The sequence below is a fragment of the Streptomyces sp. a15 genome, assembly GCF_059026085.1.
In genome coordinates, this window is sequence record NZ_JBWLKM010000063.1 from 16,770 (window position 1) to 39,186 (window position 22,417).

Here is a 22,417-nt window from a genome sequence, read left to right on the forward strand (position 1 = left end):
AACCTCCGGAAATCCATGTCACTTCGGGGGAAAGACGGTCAGTTCACGCAGGCCGGCCCGGAACTCCTCGCACACGCGCGCCGCGATGCTCTCGGCGACCAGGTCCCGCTGGTACTGGAGGCGGAACACCAGACGGTCGCCGTGGCGGGTGCCGTAGAGGCTGAGGGCGAAAGGCACATCGCGGGGCGGTAGGTCGAACGCCTCCAGTTCGACACCGCCGTAGGTCTGGCGACAGCCGCTCCACGGGATCGCGAATCCGTCGTCGAGCCGGCCATCGGCCGACTGCTGGAAGGACAACGTCGCCTGGAAGAGCGGGTGTTGGCCGTGTCGCTTCGGTGCCAGGGCTCTGATCAGTCGGGACAGCGGGATGTGCGCCGTGTCCAGGCCGGTGCGCAACTCCCGCCAGGTGCGCTCCGCCAGCTCGTCGAGGGAGTCGCCGTCCCGGAAGTCGCCCAGCAGCGGGAGCATGTTGACGAGGTATCCGACGGTCTCGGCGTACCGCCAGTCGCTGCGACCGTGGTACGGCGTGCCGATGACGATCTGCCCGTGTCCGGTGACCCGGTGCAGGGCGCGCAGGTAGGCGGCCGCGAGGAGGACGAACGGTGTGTGCCCGCGGGCCCGGCCGTGGTCGTGAAGGCGCCGTGTGGTCACGGCGTCCACCGCGAAGTCGACGATCCCCGCCGGGTTGCGTCGGCGCCTGACCGGCAGCTCCTGGGTGAAGAGCAGTCGGTCGCGCAGTGGGCGCCACCGCTCGGTCAGGGCGGCAAGGTGCGCCTTCGCCGTTTCGGAGTCCAGCACGCTCGTCTGGACGCCCGCCCACTCGATCGCGCCGGCGCGGGTGACGTCGGGAAGGGCGCCGGTGTCGGGGGTGTCGTCGACTCCCAGCACGTCGGCCAGGATCTCGGCCATGACGATCCGCAGCGACCAGTAGTCGACGACCGCGTGGTGGCAGGCGAGCAGCAGCAGTGTGCTGGTCGGTGTGAGAACGGCGGCGGCCCGCACCAGAGGGCCGATGGTCAGGGGGAACCGCTGGTAGGCGACGTCCTCCAGGAAGCGTCGGGCCTCTTGCGGATCCTCGCTCTTCTCCTCCCGGAGCCGGAAGTCCAGCGGGAGGCTGTCGTGCACGACCTGGGTCCCGGTGCCCAGCGGGCCCAGCGTGGTCCGTAGGGCGGGGTGCCGGGCAACGGCGGCGGCGACGGCGGCACGCAGGCGGTCCGGGTCCAGCCGCCGGGCGACGCGTACCGCCGTCGGCAGGATGTTGGCGGTGTCCTCCGGGTGCAGTTCGTCGTGGAAGGCGAGTTGCACCTGGCCCTCGGACGCCGGATGGGTTCCGGTCCCGTCACTTGGTGTCCCGGTGACGGGCGTGGCCGGCGGGGCAGCGGGGGCCGGGGCAGCGGCGAGTTCTTCGGCTATCTCCGCGATGGAGCGGTCGCCGTAGAAGAGGCCGGCCTCGACCGGCCGCTCGAGGAGCCGCTCCATTCCGCCTTTCAACGTCACCAGTTTGAGCGAGTCCAGACCGAGCGCGGCCAAGGGCTGCTTGTGGTCCTCCGGAGTCAGTTCGTATCCCAGGTGGGTGGCGGCGAGTCGGCCGAGGGTGTCGCGCAGCGCTTCCCGACCGGTGTTCGGCTCGGGCAGGGCGGGCGCGGTTGCCTGCTCGGCGGCCGGGGTGCCCGAAAGGGCGGGTCGGCGGACGAGGCGCAGAGTGCCGTCAAGGTGGCGCTGTCTGGTCTCGGACCGGCGGATCTTCCCGCTGGACGTCTTGGGCAGGGAGCCCGGAAAGACGAAGACCATCTCGGAGAGAAGCACATCGCACTCGGTGCCGACCTCTCGTCGGACCCCTTCGGCCAACGCACGCGCCGCCTGCTCGTCGGCGCGCAGTGCGGCCACGCCGTCGCGGGTCACCTCCAGCACCAGGACCACGTCCCGCTCCCCCGGATCGGGCTGGAACGCGGCGGCCGCGCCCTGGCGGAGGTACGGGGAGCTGAGGGAGCCGACGCTCTCCATGTCATGCGGATAGAAGTTGCGTCCGGCGACGATGATCAGGTCCTTGCTCCGGCCCACCGGGTAGAGCTGCCCGCCCTGGACGGCGCCGAGGTCCCCGGTGCGCAGGAACGTTCCCGGATGCCCGGCGACGCGGGCGCGGAAGGTCTCCTCGGTGGCCGCGGGGTCGCCCCAGTAGCCCTGCGCGACGCTCGGGCCGCGCACGCAGATCTCCCCCACGGCTCCGTCCGGCAGGCTCGCGCCGTCCACTCCACGGATGACGACGGTGGTGCCGAGGGCGGCGCTTCCCGAGGAGACGATCGCGGCGGCGTTCGCCGACCCCTCGGCGGCGGCCTGGAGACGCCCCTGCTCCAGGGCGCCCCGGTCGAACACCCCTGCGCGGTAACCTGCCCCGGGTTCGGCTCCGGAGACGAAGAGGGTGGCCTCCGCCAGGCCGTAGCAGGGGTAGAGCGCACCCGCGTCGAAGCCGTGCTCGGCGTACCGGGCGGCGAAGCTCCGTAGCGTCTGCTCGCTGACCGGTTCGGCTCCGTTGAAGGCGACCCGCCAGGAACCGAGGTCCACTCCGGCCAGCCGCGCGGGATCGTAGCGGTCGACGAGAAGTTGGTACGCGAAGTTGGGCCCGCCGGAGCAGGTGGCGCCGAAACGGGCGATCGCGGTCGGCCAGATCATCGGATCGTGGACGAAGGCGAAGGTGTTGAGCAGCACGGCGGGGATGCCGTAGAAGAGCGGCAGCAGCGCGGTGCCGATCAGCCCCATGTCGTGGTACATCGGCAGCCAGCTGAGGATGACGTCGTCCGGGCGGACGCCGAAGCCGTCGGTGATCGCGGTCTCGTTCTCCACCAGGTTGCCGTGGCTGACCATCACGCCCTTGGGCCGGCCGGTGGAACCGGAGGTGTACTGCAGGAAAGCGAGGTCCGTGCGGTCGAGTTCGACCGGCCGGAACAGCTCGTGGTCGGTCGTCAGCATCGCATCGACGGTGTGCACCCCGGGACCGCCCGTCACTCCCTCCGGCAGGAACGTCCCGCCCAGCTTCCCGGCGAGTTCGTCGGTGGTGAGCACGAGCGTGGGGCGACAGCTGCGGGCCACCGCCGCGATGCGGTCCAGCTTGGCGCCGGGCCGTGGCGCGTAGAGCGGCACCGCGACGACGCCGGAGTACAGGCAGCCGAGGAACGCCGTCAGGTAGTCGAGTCCGGGCGGGAAGAGCAGCAGGACCCGGTCGCCGGGACGGGCCGTGCGCTGGAGGTACGTCGCGACCTTCAGCGCCGACCGCTCCAACTCGCGGTATCCGACGCTGCGTTCCACGGCGAGTTCGGCGCCCACGAAGGTGTACGCGGTGGCGTCCGGCCGCTCCCGGGCCCAGTGGGAGAGGGCGGCCGGGATCGAGGTGAACGCCACGGGCGGGCGGGCTCTCAGCTCCGTCACCGTGCCGACCTCCCTTCCGTCGTCCCGGAGGCCGGCTCCAGCGGGGCGTCCTGGATCCGGGGGGTGAGCCGGCTGACGGCGTCGGCGCACGTCTTGGTGACCTGCGTGGGTGAGTCGCCGTGGACGATGACGTAGCCCAGGCGGTCATAGGCGTCGCGGGGCGGGCGCACCGCGGCTCCCGGGCGAGCGGTGACGACGACGCGGTCGACGCCGTCGATGTCGCGTGCCTGCTCGGCGCCGTCGACCCCGGCGAACTCGCCCTCCCGGTCGGCCAGGAGAAACTGGATGCCGGCAAGGCGGGTCGGCTCGCCGGCGGGCTCCGGAGGCTGCCCGAGTGCGACGCGCAACTGCTGCTCCAGGAGTTCCGTCCCGGTGGCCAGCCGGATGAGTTCCGGGATCATGCCGCCGGCCATCCGGGCGTTGATCTCGACTAGGGCCGGGCCGTCCTCGGTGAGCCGTACCTCGGTGTGCGTGGCGCCGAGCTCGATGCCGACGGCCTCCACGGCGCGACGCACGATGTCCTCCAACTGGCCCGCCACCGTGGGAGACAGCGGGGCGGGGAACAGGTGGCGGTGCTCGACGAAGTACGGGGAGCCGGTGACGCTCTTCTCCGTGATGCCGATGCAGCGCGTCTCCCCCTTCCAGCTGAACATCTCCACGCTGAACTCGGGGCCGTCCAGGTACTGCTCGACCAGCGCGGTCCCGGCCGTGGTCAGGCCCCGCGCGTTGACCCGGACGGCGAGGATCCTCTCGACCTGCGCCTCGGCCTGTTCCCGAGAGGTGCACAGCAACACGTTCGTGGAGCCCGATTCGTCCGCCGGCTTGACCACGCACGGCAGGCCGACCACGTCGACCGCCGCGGCCACCGAGGCGACGTCGGTGACGGCGGCGAAGCGCGGCTGGCGCACCTGGGCCAAGGCGAGTTTCCGGCGCAGCGCCGACTTGTCGCGGCAGGCGGCAACCGCCTCCACGGGGTTGCCCGGCAGTCCGAGCCAGACCGCCAGGTCGGCGACAAGGGGGACGTAGAAGTCGCTGGTGGTGGTGATGCCCGCGATCTCCTCCCGACGGAAGCGGTCCTGGATGCTGCGGCGCAGCTCCGCGAGGGAGTTGGTGTCGCAGAGCAGCACCTCGCACTCCGTCTCCGTGAGGCCGGCGTACCGCTCGGGCCTGCTGGTCAGGAGGAGGGGTTCGTATCCGAGCCGACGCGTCGTCTCCAGCGCGAGCATGCCGGTTCCCGTGGTGTTGGACTCCACGAAGACGAGGTGCTGGCGCAGCCCGGACGTACCGTCGCCATCGCGTGCCGTGCGGGACCACCGGTGCACGACCCGGCCCGGCTCGACGGCCCGGGACGCGGGCTCCGTGCTCTGCTCGCGCAACCCCTGCTGAGCCCAGTACGTGTCGCTGTACACGGTGTTGACGTAACGGTCGCCACGGTCCGGGAGGATGCCGACGATGCGGGTGCCCGGCTCGGCTCGGGCGGCGAGTTCGCACAGCACCCGGTACACCGACCCCGAGGTGTTTCCGGCGAAGATCTGCTGCTCCCTGGCGAGGGCCCGGGTGGACTCGAACGCCTCGGCGTCGTTGAGCCAGTGCACCTCGTCGATCAGGCGGCGGTCGAGGTTCTTCGGCAGCAGGCTGTTGCCGAGGCCGCTCTGCAGCCGGCCCGGCAGATCGGGCTGCCCGAAGAGCACACTGCCGACGCAGTCGACGCCCACCACGGTCAGGCCCGGCAGGGTGCCCCGCAGGGCGCGGGCGGTGCCGCACAAGGATCCTCCGCTGCCCACCGAACCGACGAGCACGTCGACCGGTCCGAGGTCGTCGAGGATCTCGCCGGCGAGCAGCCGGTAGGCCCCCGGGTTGTCCGGGTTGCTGTACTGCTGTGGCCAGAAGGCGCCGGGCAGGTCCGCGATCAGCCGGTCGAGCAGTTCCAGCCGGGCGCTCTGCCAGCCGTGCTCACTCATCGCCTCTACGACATGGATATGACATCCCAGCGCACGCAGTTTGGCCAGGGTGACCTCGTCGATCCGAGGGTCGGTAACGATGTGCACGTCATGGCCGAGGGCGGTCCCGACGATGCCGACGCCCAGCGCCATGGTGCCGGAGGAGCTCTCGATGATGGGTGCGCCGTCGCGGAGGGCACCGGTGCGCTTCGCCTCCAGGATCATGTTCCGGGCGACGCGGTCCTTCATGGCGAACAGGTTCTGCAGTTCGAGCTTCGCGAAGACCTCGACGCCGGGGGCGCTGTCAACGCGAAGGCGCACCAGCGGTGTGTGCCCGATGGCATCAACCACACTGTTGAAGAGCATGTTCAGGTCCCTGGATGGTGGCCGACGGATGTGGTGAACGGTTCTTGAGGAGTTTCTGGATCACCGGCTCTCTCCGGCTCGTTCGATCGCCGGCTCTCCGGCCCCAATGAGCGGTAGACGGACACGCTCCCGGTGAACGCGGCGCAGGATTTCCGGACGTACTCGACGTCGTCCGCGTGCTCGTCCGCCTCGCCGGGGAGAAGTACACCGAGGTTCGTCCCGCTGTGTGCGAGCACCAGCCCAAGCCCACCGACATCCCGGCAAATGCGCAGCAGATCGCCGAAGTGTTTCCTGGGAGAGAGCGTGGAGTTCATTTCCGCGCTCCGGGTGGAAATATCACCGACCGCCTGGAGGTCGCCGACCTGAACAGCATCCGCGATCTTTCTCAACAGATACGCGTATTCTCGCTTGTCGGCTTCGCTGCGCGGCTTCTTCGACTGATTGAACCGGACGGTGTCCACCATTCCCCCGGCGTCGTGGGCGACGATGGTGAGAGGCGGAAGGAATCCCAGCTTTTCACGCAACCGGACTTCCCGGTGGTAAAAGGTGACGATTCCCGGGTACATGACGCCGTCCGACGGCTCGATGCCGCGCAGGAACACCTCGATCTCCTGCTCGGTGAGCCGCACACCCACCGCCTCGCCGACGGCGCGGGCCGTGGCCACCAGATCGGCGGAGGAACTGGCGAGCCCCTTCCCTTCGGGCAGGGTGGTGGTGATTCTCAGGGAGCCGCCGCCGTGGTGGCCGTAGGCCCGCAGGATGCGTTCCGCGAGTAAACGGGACTTGGTCTTGTGGCGCGGCTGAACCACCACCTCGCGGCGAGAGGGGACGAGTTGGAACTCCGCGATGGAGGAGCGGGCGATAGGAAACGTGACGAGGAAGTCCCGATCGTTCTCGGGCAGCACTCCCTGTAGCAGTTCACCGAAGGTCCCGTTCGCGGCACCGACGCCGACACCGTCTTCCTCGGCGGAGCCGTACGGCGACGCCTCGTGCTGTTCCAGTGGTGATGCACTCATCTGTCCCCCCGTGTCCGCACCGCACAGTCGGCGCGGCCGCTATATGCCGAGTTGACGATCGATTTCCGCGAGCGCGCCGCGAACCCGCTCGCTGCGCCGCTGCCACTGCGCACGCTGTTCGTCGAGGCGCACGGCGTGCGTGGCCAGCAGTTCACGCACCGCGTCGGGGTGCGCTGATCCGGCCGACCGTTTCCGGCGCAGGCTCTCCTCCACGTCGAAGGCCACGGCGAGGGCGTGTCCGGGTTCCGCCAGCTCGAAGCCGTGCTTGAGCGCGACCTCGCGCAGCAGGTCGGGCTCGGTCTCCCGGGGCGACAGTCCTCGACCGGAGGCGGCGACGATGTACTGCCCTGCGATGACCTGGGCCCTGCGCCAGGGCACGTTCTCGTCCAGGGTCAGTAGGTTGGCGAGGGTGAAACCGCCGAGGTACTCCCGCTCGCAGACCTCGAGCATCCGGTCCTTGCGGAAGTGCAGGTTGTCCAGCACGGTGCCGAACAGACGCAGCACGCTCCGCGCGGCGGTGAAGGCGAGATGGAGGTGCGCGCCGGCCTCCTTGGAGACCTCGACCGAGTTCGAGTACGGCGTGTTGCGCTGCCCGAGGACGAGGTCCAGGTGGAAGGCGCTGAGGTGGGCCGTCCTGCCCCGGATCCGTTCCAGGACCGGAAAGTTCTTCTTCTGCGGCATCGCGGAGGAGATACCGGCGAGGTCGTCGGGGAGGTCGATGAAGCCGTACTCACTGCTGCCCCAGCTCATGAGGTCGGTGGCGAAACGGCTCAGCGAGACTCCGAGTACGGAGAACTCGGCAGTGATCTCCACCGACCAGTCACGGGAGGCCACGGCCGCGAGGGCATGCGGCCGAACGGCACGGAACCCGAGGAGATCGGCCATGCGACCGCGGTCCCATGCCAGTTCCTGCCCCGCCATTGCACCTGCGCCCAACGGACTGAGGTCGATCCCGTCATAGGTGGAGAGCAGGCGGGTCAAGGAATGGACCACCTGCTCGCACAGGGCCGCCAGATAGAAGCCGGGCGTGATGATCTGAGCGGTCTGCAGGTGGGTGTAGCCGGGCATCGGGATGTCGAGCGTGCGCGAAGCCACGCGATGCACCGTCTGGGCGAAGTCGAGGAGTTGCTCGGCCGTGCGGAGCAACTGCTCCCTGCCGAAGAGGAGTTGGGCGCACGACTGGAAGTCGTTGCGGCTCCGATCCACATGCCATTCGGGTATGGGGGTGGTGAGACGCTCCTCGACGAAACGTTCCAAGGCGAACGCGATGTCCGACATGTTGTCGTCCGGGCTCGCCCGGATGCTTTCGGCGGTGACCTCGGAGAGCAGCCGGCCCATCTCCTGGACATCCTCCGGGGAAACGACTCCCATCCGCCCGTACTCGCTAGCCAGTACCTTTTCGATGGCGACGTACCACGGGAGAAGATGTTCGGCCTCGTACTGGAACTGCGGAGCGAGTATCTCGTCGTGGAGCAGAGCGCTCGGCGCCAAGGCGATACGCCCGCTGATCGGTGCGGAAGAACGCCCCGCTAAAGACGTCAGACGATCCTGTTCGGGAATTTTGATCACCTCCGTGAAAATCCTCACCTGCGCACATCACAGCCCTGAGAAAGCGCTTTCAAGACCTTATATCGGGACGGCGGTTTCCCCGATGGATGCTGCTGAAAGTGGCTCAATAAAGCCATTCTGTCCGGCCGGCTACGACGCGGCCTGGTAAGTCGTCTGCATCTTCCACGAGAACCATTGCCCGACGGTTACTTGGTCAAGGTCCGCCTCGGTGGTTCCCGCCGCCAAAGGTCGCATCGGTTGGATCGAGGTGTCGTGATTCGGCAGGTAGAAGAACGGGATCGAGATCCGCGACGACGTGTTCCCTGACTCCGGGTTGACCACCCGATGCACGGTCGACGTCCAGCGACCGCCGGTCCAGAAGGCCATCAGGTCGCCGATGTTCACCACGAAGCTACCCGGAATGGCCGGGACATCCAGCCAGTCCTCCTTGCCACGCAGCACTTGCAGGCCGCCCAGCGCATCCTCCACGTAGAGCACGGTCAGACTGCCCCAGTCGGTGTGGGCGTCGCGACGAAGCTGCTCCGGCTCTGGGTGAGGGTAGTAATAGTTCGCCAGCAGCAGTGACACGTGCTCGTCGAATTTCTTGTCGAAGAAGTCTTCGTCCAGCTCGAGCGCCAGCGCGAACAGTCGCATGATGTCCGCCGACAACTCGGCCATGGCGGCGATGTACTCGTCCCAGGTCGCCTTGAACTCGGCGTTCGGCCAGATGTTCGCAGCCTTCCATGTTGCCGGGTAGTCACCGAGTTTCGAGCGTTCCTCATCACTCAGGTCCCCGGTCACGTGCGCCGCGAACGCCTCGTACGGCCCGCCGGGACGGCGTAGCCCGGAAACCCCGGCGCCCTGGTTGGCGCTCAGCTCCTTCTCCGCTTCCGGTAGCGTGAAGAAGCCCTTTGTCGTCGAGTACATGCGATCCACGAGGTCCTTCGGCACCCCGTGCCCGACGATCGTGAAGAAGCCCGAGGTCTCGCACGCTCGCCGGATCGCAGCGGAGATTTCTGCGCGGCCGGCTTCGGTGTTCCGGTCGGACAGGTCGATGATCGGCACGAAATCAGTTGCCATGACAGCTCCATCGCTCAGGCGCCCTTCGGTGGCGCGCACGTCTCCTCGGCCGTGACCGTCCGGCCTCGACCAACTTCCGTACCTGCGTTGTGCGTTCTCGCGCTGAACAGTCCACTGCCGAGGAGTCCGAACCCCACGCGCCTTGGGGGCCTTCGCCCAGCCACACCATCGGCGGCCTGGATCAGCGAAGGCATGACGTCCTCACAGAGACACAAGACTCCGTGCGGGCTTGAGCCGGGTTGCGCGACGGGCGGCCAGGACCCCTGCGCTGGTCGCGCCAACGACGGACATCAGGGCGGCGGCACCCAGGGCGGTAAGGCTGACGCTGACGGGCAGCCCGTTGCTGTCGGCGTCCGGAGCGTCGCCGTGCCCTGCCACAGAGGGCGGGGCGGGGAGGAGATCGGGGGCGGGGACATATGAGAGCAGGCCGGCCAGGGCCGTGCCGAGGGCGATGCCCACCACGGCGCCGACGAGGCCGAGGACCAGGGCTTCGACGCGGAAAGCCCTGACCACGTGGGAACGTCTCCAGCCCACGGCCATGAGCAGTCCGATCTCGCGGGTGCGCTCGGACACCAGGCCGCGCAGTGCCGTCCAGCTCAGGACCAGGCCGCCGATGCCACCGACGACCGCAGCGATGGTCGAGAAACGGGCTGAGATACGGCCCACGGCTCCCATGATCTGGACCAGACTGTCGGGGGTGATGGCACTCACCTGGCCGACGCGGTCCGTGATCCCGGCGGTGACGGCTTCGGTGTCGGCCGAGTTTCCCACCTGCACATGCACCTGGTTGACCTGGTCCGCAGCCAGTCCGGCGAGTTGCTGGGCCTCGGCGAGCGGGAGGTAGATGTTCGAGGCCGCCGTCTGCGCCGAGTCCTTGACCTCGACCACACCGACCACGCTGAAGCTGCGCTCGCCGACCTTGACGCGCTGGCCCACCTTGGTGTCGTAGAACGCGGCATAGTGGCGGTCAAGGACGGCAACGCCCCGCTCGCCGGTGCGCAGGGAGCGGCCCGCGATCAGGTCGCGGTCCAGGATCCGTCCCGGGCCGACAGCCCGCTGCCCCGGGTCGACTCCGGCGATGGTGATGGTCGAGCGCGCCCCGAAGTCCCAGATCTGCAGCGAGCCCACAGCCGTGTCGACTCCGGGCACGGCTCCCATGTCCCGGACCTCGCCGCTGTCGAAGGTGGCCAGGCCGAACGGCTGCCGTACACCGCGGCCGGGCTGCTCCGAGGGGGTGCCACTGTCCGGCCTGGTGACGACCAGATCGGCGGCTATGCCGGCCAGCGGGGCACGAGCGGCCTCGCGGAACCCGGAGCCGAGGGAGGTGAGCGCGATCAGCAGGGCCGCGCCCAGCGCCACCGCGGCAACCACGGCGAGGGCTCGCCGACGGCGATGGCGCAGTTGAGAGCGAGTGTAGAGATTCACCGCCTTCATCAGTCCTTCGTTCGCTGTCGCAGGGCGGCGTCGAGGTCCTCGATCTCCCAGTCGCCCTCGGCGCTCTTGATGGGGGCCTCGCCGGTGGGGAAGCCCTTGAAGCTGACCTTTCCGTCGATGACGACGGCGATCGCGACATGGCCGGTCAGGTCGTGCTTGTCGGTGAACTCTTTGCCTTCGGGGGTGTCGGCCTCGTGACGGGAGACGCTGATCTTTCCCTTGTACTCGGCGAGGACCTGGTCGATGTCCTTCAGGACCGGCTGCACGGGAGGGTGGTTGAGGTACACCAGGTCGACGTCCACTCCGGTCGAGGAGTCGTCGGCTGCTTCCTTGTCCGCGCTGCAGCCGGCGGCGGCGAGGACCGCGCTCAGCGCCAGCGCGGGGATGAGTTTGCGGTTCATGCGACTTCCAATCCGTCCTGCAGCCTGATCTGCCGGTCCGCGGCGGCGGCCACCTTCTCGTCGTGGGTGACGACGACCAAGGCGAATCCGGTCTCTTGGCGTAGTTGCTGGAACATGTCGAGGATTTCCTGGCCCGTGGAGCTGTCCAGGTTGCCCGTGGGCTCGTCGGCGAGGACCAGCGTCGGTTCACCGACCAGCGCCCGCGCGATCGCGACACGCTGCTGTTCCCCGCCGGAGAGCTGACCGGGCCGGTGGGTCGTGCGGTGGCCGAGGCCCACCTGTCCCAGGCGCTTTCGGGCCCGCTCCTGGCGCTCGGCGGCGCTCATGCGCAGGGGATACAACGGGACGGCCACGTTCTCCAGCGCCGACAGCGTGGGGATCAGATGGAATGCCTGGAAGACCAGGCCCACGTGCTCGCGGCGCCAGTCGGCCAGGGCGTCCTCTCCGGTGGGCAGCGCGGCGCCCCGGCTGCTGATCCGTCCCGCGTCGGGCGAGTCCAGCCCGGCGAGCAGGTTGAGCAGCGTGCTCTTCCCCGATCCCGACCTGCCCACGATCGCCAGGAACTCACCGACGTAGATGGTCAGATCGATGCCGGCCACCGCGGTGACGTCGCCGAAGGACTTGCGGATCCCCTCGGCCTTCAGGACTTCACTGGACACGCCATGCCTCCATGGGTTTGATGCCTGCCGCACGCCTTGCGGCGAACACACTGACCAGCGCTGCCGCGACCAGGCTGGCCAGGGCAGCGGCGGCAATCAGAAGCACGTCGAGCGAAGCCCGCAGCGGGACGGTGAGGGACAGTTGCCGGGCTCCGCCGGCGAGGAAGTGGGGGGTTGGGCTGAGCTCCCAGGGGACCGGCACGGTGACCTGGGTGCTGCTCAGGGCCCAGGTCACCCCCACGGCCACCAGAACGCCGATCACCAGACCCAGCGTCGTGATGGCCGTCGTTTCCGCGGTGAGCTGGGCGGTCACCGAGCGGCGCGGCCAGCCCACCGCACGCAGTACGGCGACATCGCGGCGCCGCTCGGCGAGGTTGGCGCCGACCGTACGTGCCAGCCCGGCCGCCGCGACGAGCAGGGCGGCGATGCCGACCAGCAGACCGAATCGGTCGATGAGGGAGAATGTCGAGCCCAGGGCGTCGTCGAAGGACTGCGGGGTGGTGATGAGGCTGTCCTTGCCGAGTCCGGCGGCGATGTCGTGGGCGACCGCTTCGCTTCGGGAGGGCTGGGCGGTGACGAAGACCATGTTGACGTCGGTCGGGCCGGAGATCCCGGCAGCGGCCGTGATCTTCTGCGCGTCGGACAGGGGGAGGTAGGCGTTGGCATTGGCGATCTGGCCGGCCCTGCTGGTGTCGACGAGGCCTACCACCTCGAACGCCCGGCCGGCGATGGGGAAGGTGTCACCGGTCTTGATGCGCTTCTGCTCCGCATAGCTGAGGTCGAGCACGACAGCGCCGGAGTCCTGGGGTTTCAGGAAGCGGCCCTCGCGCAGACCGGCGTTCAGCCGGCCCGGCCCGATCCGCTCCGCCGGATCCATGCCGAGCGTGACGACCAGGTCCTCATCCTGGAAGGACCAGAAGATCAAGGCTCGGCTGGTCGCCTCGACACCCTCGGTGGCGGCGATGGACGAAGCCTCCTCGTTGGTGATCGCCGCGGCGGAGTGCGGGAAGACGGCGCCCTCGAACGCCTTCGGCCGGTCACCCTCGCGCTGAGCGACGATGTCGGTACCGATTTCGGACAGCGGGGCTCTGGCCGCTTCGCGGTAGCCAGTGCCGTATGCCTGGAGGCTCAGGAAGAGCGCGAGTCCTATGGCAAGGCTGATCGCACCGGTAAGTGTCCGGATGGGTCGACCCTTCAACTCGGCCCATACCAGAGTGAATCGGGGCATTCTTTCCTCCTTCACATGAGGTGGTGGGCTAGGAGCCGGAGCAGCCCGAAGGCGGCGCCCGCGGCTACGAGGATGAGGGCGGACTGCGGTCGGCGCCACAGGAACAGGGCCGCGCCTGCGGCGAGGCCGGCGGTGAGCGGATCGATGATCCCGGTCCGGGCGAACTCGACTGTGACACCGGCGAGCACTCCGATCGAGCCCAGGGTGATGCCGTCGAGGAGGGCGCGGGTCCAGTCGTGGGCGCGGATGAAGCGCAGCAGTGGGCCGGCTGCCACCATCAGCGCGAAGGACGGAAGTACCACGACGACGGTGACGACGAGCGCGCCCAGCGGCCCGCCCAGGGTGTAGCCGAGGAAGGTGGCCGTGTTGAGCACAGGTCCCGGGGTCACCTGTCCCACCGCGATGGCGTCGAGGAGTTCGGTCTCGGTGATCCAGCCGCGGTCGACCACCAGCTCCCCGCGCAACAGCGCCATCAGCACGGCCCCGCCGCCGAACAGCAGCGCGCCGGCCTTGAGGAACACGCCTGCCAGCGACATCAGATCGGTGTGCCCCATGGGGGCGGCCAACGGGAGCATCAGGGCGCCCTGTTTGTTCTGCCGGGCGGTGTGCCGAAATCGGGCCGCGAGCCCGAGAACTCCCGCGGCGGCGAGGAGGAGGAGTTCATCGACCCCAAGGACGTACGCGAGAGCCACCGCGGCCATGAGAACGGCACGCAGCGGCCGCCGGGGCTTCGCGGTCCTCGCCAGCCGCACCACCGTCCAAGCCGTGACCGCGACGACCACCGGCTTGATGCCGTACAGCAACCAGGTGGCCGCGGGGGTGGTCCCGTACTCCACATAGAGCGCGCCCAGAAGCGCCGCGAGGAGCGCGCCGGGAAGAATGAACGCCACGCCTCCGAGCACGAATCCCGCCCGCCCGGCCCGGCGTCCGCCGATGTGCATGGCCATCTCGACGGCGTTCGGACCGGGCAGGATACTGACCATGCCGGTCAGATCGAGGAAGTCGCGCTTGTCGATCCATTTCAGGCCGAGTACGACCTTGCTGTGGACCAGCCCCATGGTGGCCGCGGGTCCGCCGAACGACAGCGAGCCGATGCGCAGGAACACCCAGAAGACCTCGGCTGCCGCCCGGCCCCGCGCAGGTTGCTGTACTTCGGTCATGCCGGGAACACCTCTATCTCGGTGGCCTTCACCGATGCCCAGACCGGGTCACCGGGTCCCAGGCCGAGCTCGGCGAACGCCTCGGCGGTGACCTCGGCGACGAGCGGGGGCTTGCCGGTCAACGCGACCCGCAGCACGTCGCGTTCGACGTCGAGACTCTCGATCCGGCATGCCCAGGCGTTGCGCGGCGATCCGCCGGGGCGTTCCCGGTGCAGGGCCACTGCACGGGGCCTGATACCGGCCCATACATCGCCGTGACCACCGTCGGGCACGACCAGTTCGAAGCCGCCTTCCACAGTCAGCCTTCCGCGCTCGGCCCAGCCGCGCAGCAGGTTGACGCCGACGAACTGCGCGACGTACTGCGAACGCGGGCGTGCCGTCACCTCTGCCGGGGTGCCGGTCTGCACCACCCGTCCGTCCTGCAGGATGATCAACCGGTCGCCCAGGGTGAAAGCTTCGGTGGGGTCGTGCGTCACCACCAGCCGTACACCCGGGAAGGACCCCAGCGCCCGCTGCAGGTCGCGGCGCATCTCGGCGCGCATGCCGACATCGAGCGCGGACAACGGCTCGTCCAGCAGCAGCAGTTCCGGCGCCACTGCCAGCGCCCTGGCCATGGCGACCCGCTGCGCCTGGCCGCCTGACAGCTCGGCCGGTCGCGCCGCGGCGCGGTCGGCCAGCCCCAGCCGGTCCAGCCACTCGGCGGCCCGCCGGTTCGCCTCGCGGCGTGGCAGCCCGCGGCAGCACAGCCCGAAGGCGACGTTGTCCACGGCGCTGAGGTTCGGAAAGAGGCGGAGGTTCTGGAAGACCACGCCAACGGGGCGGCACTCCGGCGGTACGAAGGTCCTGGCAGCCGGATCGTCGAGCACCCGGCCGTTCAGACTGAGCCGTCCCGCGTCGAGTCGATGCAGGCCGGCCAGGGCACGCAGCATCGTGCTCTTACCGGCGCCGTTGGGCCCGAGGATGGCGACGGTCTCCCCCTCGCCGACCTCGATGTCGACCTCAAGGTCGAAAGTTCCGTTGACGATGTGCATCTGCGCTTTGAGGGTCACAGCCCACCTGCCCACTGTTTGCGCAGTCCGATCAGAATGCTCAGGGAGACCGCCAGCAGCAGCAGGCTGAGGACGACCGCTGCTTCCGGGCTCTGCTCCAGGGCGACGTAGACCGCCAGCGGCAGGGTCTGGGTGGTGCCCGGGAGGTTGCCGGCGAAGGTGATGGTGGCACCGAACTCGCCCAGGGCACGCGCCCAGCACAGGACCGCCCCTGACAAGAGGGAGGGACGGATCTGCGGCAGGGTGATCCGCCGGAACACTGTCCAGGGGCTCGCACCGAGGGTCCGGGCCGCCTCCTCCAGCTGGCGGTCCGCGGACTGCAGCGCGCCGCACACCGTCAGCACCAGGAAGGGCATCGCCACGAATGTCTCGGCGAGGATCACGCCGTGGGTGGAGAACGCCAGGCGGATGCCGAACGTCTCGTCGAGGAAACGGCCGAAGACGCCCTCGCGCCCGAACGCCAGCAACAGCGCCACACCGCCGACGACCGGCGGCATCACGACGGGGAGCGTGGTGATGGCCCGCAGGACCGAGCGGCCGGGCAGTTGAGTGCGCGTCAGGATCCACGCCACAGGAACGCCCAGCACCAGGCACAGCACCGTCGCGCAGAGCGAGCACCACAGGGAGACCTGGAGCGCGTCGCGGGCCTGCGGGGACCACAGCTGGGAGGCCGCGTCGCCCCACGGGACACGCAGGAGCAGAGACGCGAGGGGAGCGGCGAACAGCATGAGCCCGAGGCCGCCCAGCAACATGACCACCACTGCCAGCCACCGCGAGCGGCGAGCTCGCGGTGGCGGCGGAGCCGCGGCAACCGGGGGTGCCGTGACTGTCATCGCGGCTCCAGGAAGCCGTGCTTCTTCAAAATCTGCCTGCCCTCGGGGGAGAGCAGGAAGTGCAGGAAGTGCTTGGCCCCGGCGGCGTTGTCACCGCTCTTCAGGACACTGGCCGGGTAGTGGGCGACGACGTTCTGGTCCTCGGCGATGGCCACCTCGTCAGCCTTCCCGGCAACCGCCTTGGCGTCTGTGGAATACACGATGCCGACGTCCGCCTCCCCAAGGGTCACGCGGCTGGCGACCTGCTTCACGTCGAGTTCTTCACCGCTGCGCGGCACGGGAACACCAGCGCGCTGCAGGGCTTGGCGTGCGTAGCGTCCGGCGGGCACCTGGGGTGCGCAGAGCGAGATCGTCAGGTCGTCGCGGTTCAGGTCCTGCAGCCCGCGAATCTTCTCGGGATTGCCCTTCCGGACCAGGAGGCTCAGCGTGTTGCCCGCGAAGTGCCGGACGGGGCCGTCGGTCAGCCCCGCGTCCACCGCCTTGTCCATGGTGGGCTCGTCGGCGGACGCGAAGAGGTCCGCGGGAGCGCCGTTGCTCAACTGCGTCACCAGAGTGGAGGAACCGCCCACGTTGAGCCGGATCTTCAGGCCGGGGTGCGCCTTCGCGAACTCGCTCTTCGCTTCTTCCAGAGCACCGCTGAGGGAGGACGCGGCGAAGACGGTGACCGACTTCGTCCCGTGTCCGCTCTGCTCGGTTCCGCTGACGCTGCCGCATCCGGATACCGCCAGGGCCAGCACGGCGGAGGTGACGGCCCTGGCGAACCACTGTCCTGCCATGTGGGTCAGCCTCCGGCCATGGCGGGTATGACATGGACTTCGTCCCTGTCGGTCAGGCCGGTCTTCTCGCCGTCCAGCCCGCGTATGTCGTCGCCGTTGACGAAGACGTTGATGTGCGGGCGCAACTGACCGTCGGTATTGCGCAGAAGATCACGGGCCGTGGGGTAGTTGACGAGAAGGTTCTCGAACGCCTCGGACACCGTGCTGCCCGGTACGTCCACGGTGGCCCGGTTCTCGGTGTGTACGCGCATGATGGTGGGGACGAAGATCTTCGGCATGGGATTCTCCCTCAACAGTCGTTGTTGTCGAGATGGCCGCAGACCGTGCATTCCGGTTGGCGAGCCACGTTGAGCAGCCGGGTCATGTTCGTACGCAGGTCGAAGAACATCAGTTGCGAGTCCAGCGGTTCGGCGAATCCGGTGAGCAACTTGATCACTTCCATGGCCATCACGGCGCCCACCAGGCCGGGCGCCGTGCTCAGGGCCGGAAATACCTTGATGTCCGTCCAGTAGTGCGGCTTGGTCGGGTAGATGCAGGACAGGCACGGCGTGCGGCCCGGCCGGACGGTGGTGATGTAGCCCTCCGTGTCGTACATCGCCCCGGAGACCAGCGGGATCCCCAGTCCGACCGCCGCCTGGTTGAGGGCGTAGCGCTCCTCGAAAAGCGGCGCACCGTCCGCGATGAGGTCGGCGTCGCCCACTATCCGCAGGACGTTGTCGTCGTTCACGTACTCCGGGTACGTGGTCACCTCGACGTCGGGATTGATCCGGTTGAGGCTGTCGGCGAACGCGTCCACGCAAGGGCGTCCGACGTCCTTGGGATTGGCGAGCAGCATCCGGTTCAGGTACTCCGGAACGATCTCGCCGCCATGTGCCACGGTGAGGCGGCCTACACCGGCCATCGCGAGGTGCGTCGCGACCGTGCCGCCGACGCCACCGCCGCGCGAGATGGCGACATGGGCGTCGCGGAGCCGACGCTGCCCCTCCAGGCCGAAGCCTTCCAGCCGGAGCTGGCGAGAGTAGCGATCGAGCTGGAACTGGGTGAAGTCTGGCGCCTGAGGCGTCATCTCCATCCCCCCCTGTGTCCTGGATCGGCTGGTTGTTCGAGCACCGATGACCGTAGGCGGACACAGATCAGGGGCTGTGCAACAGGACGTCAAGGGCATGGCAAGAACCCGACAAGGGTGGGGGCGCGGTTGGGGCAGTCCTGGGAGCACCGCGAGTGGCAGACCCTCGGCACACCCCAGCATCGGGCTCTCGCACAGATCGAGCATCTGCTTGATGCGGGGAGCCGGTCAGGCAGGCTTGAGTGACACATGGCCGGCGCCGTGGCGCGCTCGTGCAGCTCCGCACCGGTCGGCGTTCAGCAGAACATCAAGGACGAGTCAGCGGCCCGGCAAGCGTGCCGGCGTGTCCCTGCGCCTTAGGTCCTGAGTCCTCCGCGGCGCGGGGGCACGCGGGCACGAGCACCCGGCTCTCGGCGGCCTGGACTGTCCGGGGGCAGAGTGCCATCGTCACTCGGGCCTCGATGCCGCGTGGGGTTGCCGGCAGCAGGCGCAGCGATCCGCCGTTGGCCTTGGCGAGGGTGTCGGCGATCGCCAGACCCAGTCCCGATCCGTCACGTCCGGCGGAGTTGCTTCCCCGCCAGAACCGGTCGAGGGCGCGCCGGCAATCTTCCGCCGACATGCCCGGCCCCTCGTCGATCACCTGGATCTGCGCATATGCTCCCGCGACCATGTGCCGGACGGTGATCGACGTGTCCGCGTCGGACATGTGGAGAGCGTTGTCGATGAGTACGTCGAGAATCTGCTCGAGATGCCCTGGTACGCAGGCCGAGACGGTTCCGTTCGCGTCGGGGGCGATCAGCCTGACCTGCTTTCGGGCTGCAGCCTGCTCCCAGGCGGCCACCCTGGTCGCGATGACCTCGGCCACGTCCACCGGTGCCACGGACTGGTCCCGGCCTTCGGCCCGTGCGAGCCGCAGCAGTTGGTCAAGCAGTGTGGAGAGGCGTTCGATTTCCGTCACGGCCTGCTGGAGTTGCTTCCTGGCCTCCGGCCGGACCCCGCATTCCAGGGTTTCGACCCGCAGCCGCAGCGCGGTGAGTGGATTGCGCATCTGGTGCGAGGCGTCGGCCACGAAGGCCTTCTGTGTCTCCAGAAGTGTCACCAGATGGTCAGCCATCCGGTTGAACGCGTCGGCCAGTCCGTGCATTTCGGGCGGTCCTCCCCCGCGCTGCACGCGCACGTCGTACGCCCCGTCGATGATGGCGTGCACCGTGTGGTCGAACTGCCGGATGGGACGAAGCAGCCACCGGCTCAGCGGCACGCTGGCCAGGCCGACCGCGGTCAGCGCAAGGGCCGCCGCACCGATCAGCAGCAGGGTGTGGTTGTCCACATCCCGTTGCACCGCCGCGCCCGAGGCGACGGCACCTAAGGCGCCGATCGCCTCCTCTCCCTGGAGGACGGGCTCGGCGATGATCACCTTGCCCGGTCGCAGGGCATGTCCGGCGTGCTGGGACGGGCCGGCGCTCTCACCGCGTAACGCCTCAGCCAGGGAAGAGTGGAGCGCGGCCGCAGCGGCGTCGACATCGGTGCGAGACGCCGCGGCCACCCTGCCCTCGGAATCGACGAGGATGACCGTGGTCTGATGGCTCGACTCATAACGCCGCAGCCGCTCCTCGAAAGCCGCCACCGCGGCCCGGTCCATCAGCGCCGCCTTGGCTTCCACAGCCAGTTCACGTGTGTCCCGGGCCCGCGTTGTGGCCAACTGGTGGTAGGCGTTGAGCGAGTAGCTGAGGGCGAGAGGGACCTCGAGCATCAGCAGGATGACCGCTGTGAGGGTCAGGTAGGTGAGGAGCAGCTTTCTCCGCACAGGTCTCCCTCTTTCAGCCGCACGGGTCGGTCAGCCGGAAACCCACACCGCGGACGGTCTCGATCCATCGTTTGTCGCCGAGCTTGGTCCGCAGAGTTCCCACGTGGACGTCGAGAGTCCGGGTCGAGCCGTACCAGTTCTCGTCCCACACGCGTTCGATGAGCTGCTCCCTGGTGAGCACCGCCCCGCACTCGGCCGCCAGCAGCGCCAGGAGGTCGAACTCCTTGGCCGTCAAGGGCAGTGGCCGGCCTTCCACGAAAGCCTTGCGCGCCCGGACGTCGATGCTGAGTGCTCCCATCTCCAGCCCGGAGTCGTCCGGTGCCGACGGGGCAGTGGGTATCGCTGTCTGCGTGGTGCGCCGCGTCACCGCCTCGATACGGGCCAGAAGCTCCCGGAAACCGTAGGGCTTGACGACGTAGTCGTCCGCGCCGGCCTGCAGCAGCATGACCCGGTCGATTTCCTCGGACCGTGCCGTCACCGCGATGATGGGGACCATCGAGGTGGCCCGGATCCGTCGGCACACCTCGTAGCCGTCGAGGTCCGGAAGGCCCAGGTCGAGGAGGACGAAGTCGGCCTCCTCTGCCGCGTCCACCGCCTTTTCGCCGTCGGCCTTCCACAAGACGGTGTGACCGTGCTGCCGGAGTGCGTCTGTCAGTGCGTCTGCAACGTGCTCGTCGTCCTCGGCCACAAGTATGTGCACGTAGTCCACAACCCCCCGTTAAAGGCCCACCTGCTGCCGTGACTCTACCCGCGTCCACTTCCTGGAGAGTTGAGAACGGTCCTGCCGTCTCGATTGCTGGAACGAGCGGTGTGTCAACTTCCTCTGTCGACTCCATGTCCGAAGCTGAACGCTCCCCTGCACTGGACTTGACGGTCCGTTGCACATGCCGCGCCTAGCTTGAGTTGCCGAGGTTCAGTGATCCACGGAGTGATGCGGAATCGCGAGCCGGCCCGGTACCCGCACTGCCCGCAGGAGGTCCGTCCATGCGGTTCTCGAACTGGCTCCTGATGACCGTCGCGTTCCTCTTACTGCTCGCCGCCGCCTGGCTCCTGTTCAACTTCTACACGCCGTCCACCGTCTGAGCCCCGTCGCCTGAAATCTCCTGACACCCCCACATCCCCCGATGGGGGTGTCAAGGCTGCCCGAAGACCCGTGAAGGGAGAGCTGATGTCACCGGGGGGCGCACCTCCTCGCGGCCCTCCCCCTGCGCCCTGTTCCGCCCACTGGCGCGGCCACCGAGCCCTCGGCACCGGACTGTCCGAGAACGTGGCGCCCGCGTCGGCCAAGGACAGCTCACCAGCCTGAACGCAGCCCTGACCGAGGCCACGCGGCGGTCCCGGTCCGCTCCAGCCACCATGCCCGGTATCCCACAGGAGTATGACGTGATCGCTTTCAGCACCACGCCCACCGTGGCCCTCGACAGTGCGGGCGGCCGCTGCATGTACGCCCAAGTGGACCGACTGCGCGACATGGGGCCGGCCGTTCCCGTGCAGCTGCCCGAGGGGGTGGGCGCCTGGTCGGTGAGCCGCGGGGACGTCGTCAAGCAACTGCTGACGCATCCCGGTGTCTCCCGGGATCTCAAGGGCACCGTTCCCGGCTACGAGCAGGGCTCGGTCGCCTGGCTGTCCCCGTGGGTGGACATCGACCACATGGCCACCGCCGACGGCAAGGAGCACTCCCGGCTCCGCAGGCTGATCACGCCCGCCTTCAGTCCCCGCCGTGTGACCGCCGTCCAGCCCCAGATCGAAGCCCTCGTCGCCCGTCTCCTCGACGACCTCGAGGCCCTTCCGGCCAACGAACCGGTCGACCTGCACTCCGCATTCTCCTACCGCGTGCCCACCGAGACGATCTGCGACCTCTTCGGCGTCCCGGACGACCAGCGGCCCGAGTTGCTGCGCCTGTTCCGCGCCGTCGGAGAGACCGATGTGGCGAGCGAGGAAGAATCCGTCGACATCAACAACGGCCTGGTCGGCGCGATGCACGCGCTGATCGATGCCAAGCACCGTGAACCGGGCGACGACCTCACCAGCTTCCTCATCGCCGCCCGCGAGGAAGGCAGCGACCCCCTCACCGAGCAGGAGCTGATCTCCACCCTGCTGCTGATGATCGGCGGCGGAAGCGCCACCACCATCAACCTCATCGACCACACGGTGCGCGAACTGCTCGCCAACCCCGATCAGCTGCGCATTGTGCAGGAGTCTCCCGAGCGCTGGGACGACGCGATCCAGGAGTCGCTGCGGGTGCACTGCCCCGTCATGCACCTGCCAATGCGTTGGGCCACCGAGGACATCGACCTCGGCGAAGGCGTGGTCATACGGGCCGGCGACGCCATATTGATCTGCTATGGGGCACACGGACGCGACCCCGACGTCCATGAGAAGGCGGACGTCTTCGACATCGACCGCGAGAACAAGGACCATGTCGCGTTCGGGCTCGGCCCGCACTTCTGCCCCGGTTCACGCCTGGCGCTCCTGGAGGCCAGGGTCGCCCTGCCGGCGCTGTTCGCGCGCTTTCCCCAGCTCGAACTGGCCGTCAAGCCGGACGAGATCGAGCCCGAGCACACCTTCATCGGGAACGGCGTCGCTTCCCTGCCCGTCCTCCTCCGCCACCAGTCGCGGTAAGGGGGGCTGGGG

The 22,417-nt window shown here is 68.8% G+C and carries 18 protein-coding genes; 1 reads left to right on the plus strand and 17 read right to left on the minus strand.

The genetic code is table 11. From position 1 onward, the window contains the following. Window positions 1–18: 18 nt before the first annotated feature. The 17 genes from AC5P09_RS38610 to AC5P09_RS38690 all read right to left on the minus strand — a co-directional run bounded on the left by AC5P09_RS38610 (window position 19) and on the right by AC5P09_RS38690 (window position 20,483). A complete protein-coding gene (locus AC5P09_RS38610; RefSeq protein WP_493878363.1) occupies window positions 19–3,423 on the minus strand; it encodes a fatty acyl-AMP ligase in 3,405 nt (1,134 codons plus the stop codon). Next, entirely contained in the window at window positions 3,420–5,729 is a 2,310-nt protein-coding gene (locus AC5P09_RS38615; protein ID WP_493878364.1) for a pyridoxal-phosphate dependent enzyme, read from the minus strand. The genes AC5P09_RS38610 and AC5P09_RS38615 overlap by 4 nt, the downstream gene beginning before the upstream one ends. Window positions 5,730–5,731: 2 nt before the next feature. Continuing rightward, window positions 5,732–6,634, minus strand: a complete 903-nt coding sequence (locus AC5P09_RS38620) for a GHMP family kinase ATP-binding protein (RefSeq protein WP_493878365.1) — start codon at window positions 6,632–6,634, stop codon at window positions 5,732–5,734. A gap of 150 nt (window positions 6,635–6,784) precedes the next feature. Continuing rightward, the gene (locus tag AC5P09_RS38625; protein WP_493878366.1) at window positions 6,785–8,314 is read right to left on the minus strand and encodes an argininosuccinate lyase; all 1,530 of its coding nucleotides are present in this window, start codon (window positions 8,312–8,314) and stop codon (window positions 6,785–6,787) included. A gap of 129 nt (window positions 8,315–8,443) precedes the next feature. Then, complete coding sequence (locus AC5P09_RS38630) at window positions 8,444–9,412, minus strand: isopenicillin N synthase family dioxygenase (protein WP_493878367.1); 969 nt, start codon at window positions 9,410–9,412, stop codon at window positions 8,444–8,446. Window positions 9,413–9,574: 162 nt separating this feature from the next. Further along, window positions 9,575–10,798, minus strand: a complete 1,224-nt coding sequence (locus tag AC5P09_RS38635; RefSeq protein WP_493878368.1) for an ABC transporter permease — start codon at window positions 10,796–10,798, stop codon at window positions 9,575–9,577. Between the two features lie 8 nt (window positions 10,799–10,806). After that, complete coding sequence (locus AC5P09_RS38640; protein WP_493878369.1) at window positions 10,807–11,208, minus strand: hypothetical protein; 402 nt, start codon at window positions 11,206–11,208, stop codon at window positions 10,807–10,809. After that, window positions 11,205–11,867 (minus strand): ABC transporter ATP-binding protein, encoded by a 663-nt coding sequence (locus AC5P09_RS38645; RefSeq protein ID WP_493878370.1) that lies wholly within the window; start codon window positions 11,865–11,867, stop codon window positions 11,205–11,207. The genes AC5P09_RS38640 and AC5P09_RS38645 overlap by 4 nt, the downstream gene beginning before the upstream one ends. After that, window positions 11,857–13,095: an ABC transporter permease gene (locus AC5P09_RS38650; protein WP_493878371.1), complete on the minus strand. Its 1,239-nt coding sequence runs from the start codon at window positions 13,093–13,095 to the stop codon at window positions 11,857–11,859. Before AC5P09_RS38650 ends, AC5P09_RS38645 begins: the two co-directional genes overlap by 11 nt. 11 nt (window positions 13,096–13,106) lie before the next feature. After that, entirely contained in the window at window positions 13,107–14,255 is a 1,149-nt protein-coding gene (gene chrA / locus AC5P09_RS38655) for a chromate efflux transporter (RefSeq protein WP_493878372.1), read from the minus strand. Beyond that, window positions 14,252–15,304 carry an ABC transporter ATP-binding protein gene (locus tag AC5P09_RS38660; protein ID WP_493878373.1) on the minus strand — a complete coding sequence of 351 codons (1,053 nt, stop codon included), beginning with the start codon at window positions 15,302–15,304 and terminating at the stop codon, window positions 14,252–14,254. Before AC5P09_RS38660 ends, chrA begins: the two co-directional genes overlap by 4 nt. Next, entirely contained in the window at window positions 15,301–16,056 is a 756-nt protein-coding gene (locus AC5P09_RS38665) for an ABC transporter permease (protein ID WP_493878391.1), read from the minus strand. Before AC5P09_RS38665 ends, AC5P09_RS38660 begins: the two co-directional genes overlap by 4 nt. A gap of 77 nt (window positions 16,057–16,133) precedes the next feature. Further along, window positions 16,134–16,913, minus strand: coding sequence for a molybdate ABC transporter substrate-binding protein (modA, locus tag AC5P09_RS38670; RefSeq protein WP_493878374.1), 780 nt, complete (start codon window positions 16,911–16,913; stop codon window positions 16,134–16,136). Window positions 16,914–16,918: 5 nt separating this feature from the next. Beyond that, the gene (locus tag AC5P09_RS38675) at window positions 16,919–17,191 is read right to left on the minus strand and encodes a ubiquitin-like small modifier protein 1 (protein WP_493878375.1); all 273 of its coding nucleotides are present in this window, start codon (window positions 17,189–17,191) and stop codon (window positions 16,919–16,921) included. 11 nt (window positions 17,192–17,202) lie between these two features. Beyond that, entirely contained in the window at window positions 17,203–17,985 is a 783-nt protein-coding gene (locus AC5P09_RS38680; RefSeq protein WP_493878376.1) for a HesA/MoeB/ThiF family protein, read from the minus strand. A gap of 301 nt (window positions 17,986–18,286) precedes the next feature. Then, the gene (locus AC5P09_RS38685; RefSeq protein WP_493878377.1) at window positions 18,287–19,639 is read right to left on the minus strand and encodes a sensor histidine kinase; all 1,353 of its coding nucleotides are present in this window, start codon (window positions 19,637–19,639) and stop codon (window positions 18,287–18,289) included. A 157-nt stretch (window positions 19,640–19,796) separates the two neighbouring features. Beyond that, on the minus strand, window positions 19,797–20,483 hold the full coding sequence (locus AC5P09_RS38690; RefSeq protein WP_493878378.1) for a response regulator transcription factor: 687 nt from the start codon (window positions 20,481–20,483) through the stop codon (window positions 19,797–19,799). 683 nt (window positions 20,484–21,166) lie between these two features. Here AC5P09_RS38690 and AC5P09_RS38695 point away from each other — a divergent pair. After that, entirely contained in the window at window positions 21,167–22,405 is a 1,239-nt protein-coding gene (locus AC5P09_RS38695) for a cytochrome P450 family protein (RefSeq protein ID WP_493878379.1), read from the plus strand. Window positions 22,406–22,417 lie beyond the last annotated feature (12 nt).

What these genes read in the sequence shown, in the direction of transcription:
- AC5P09_RS38615 (WP_493878364.1), bottom strand. Translation starts at nt 5,729, where the DNA reads ATGCTCTTCAACAGTGTGGTTGATGCCATCGGGCACACACCGCTGGTG.
- AC5P09_RS38640 (WP_493878369.1), bottom strand. Translation starts at nt 11,208, where the DNA reads ATGAACCGCAAACTCATCCCCGCGCTGGCGCTGAGCGCGGTCCTCGCC.
- AC5P09_RS38650 (WP_493878371.1), bottom strand. Translation starts at nt 13,095, where the DNA reads ATGCCCCGATTCACTCTGGTATGGGCCGAGTTGAAGGGTCGACCCATC.
- chrA (WP_493878372.1), bottom strand. Translation starts at nt 14,255, where the DNA reads ATGACCGAAGTACAGCAACCTGCGCGGGGCCGGGCGGCAGCCGAGGTC.
- AC5P09_RS38665 (WP_493878391.1), bottom strand. Translation starts at nt 16,056, where the DNA reads ATGTTGCTGGGCGGCCTCGGGCTCATGCTGTTCGCCGCTCCCCTCGCG.
- modA (WP_493878374.1), bottom strand. Translation starts at nt 16,913, where the DNA reads ATGGCAGGACAGTGGTTCGCCAGGGCCGTCACCTCCGCCGTGCTGGCC.
- AC5P09_RS38675 (WP_493878375.1), bottom strand. Translation starts at nt 17,191, where the DNA reads ATGCCGAAGATCTTCGTCCCCACCATCATGCGCGTACACACCGAGAAC.
- AC5P09_RS38680 (WP_493878376.1), bottom strand. Translation starts at nt 17,985, where the DNA reads ATGGAGATGACGCCTCAGGCGCCAGACTTCACCCAGTTCCAGCTCGAT.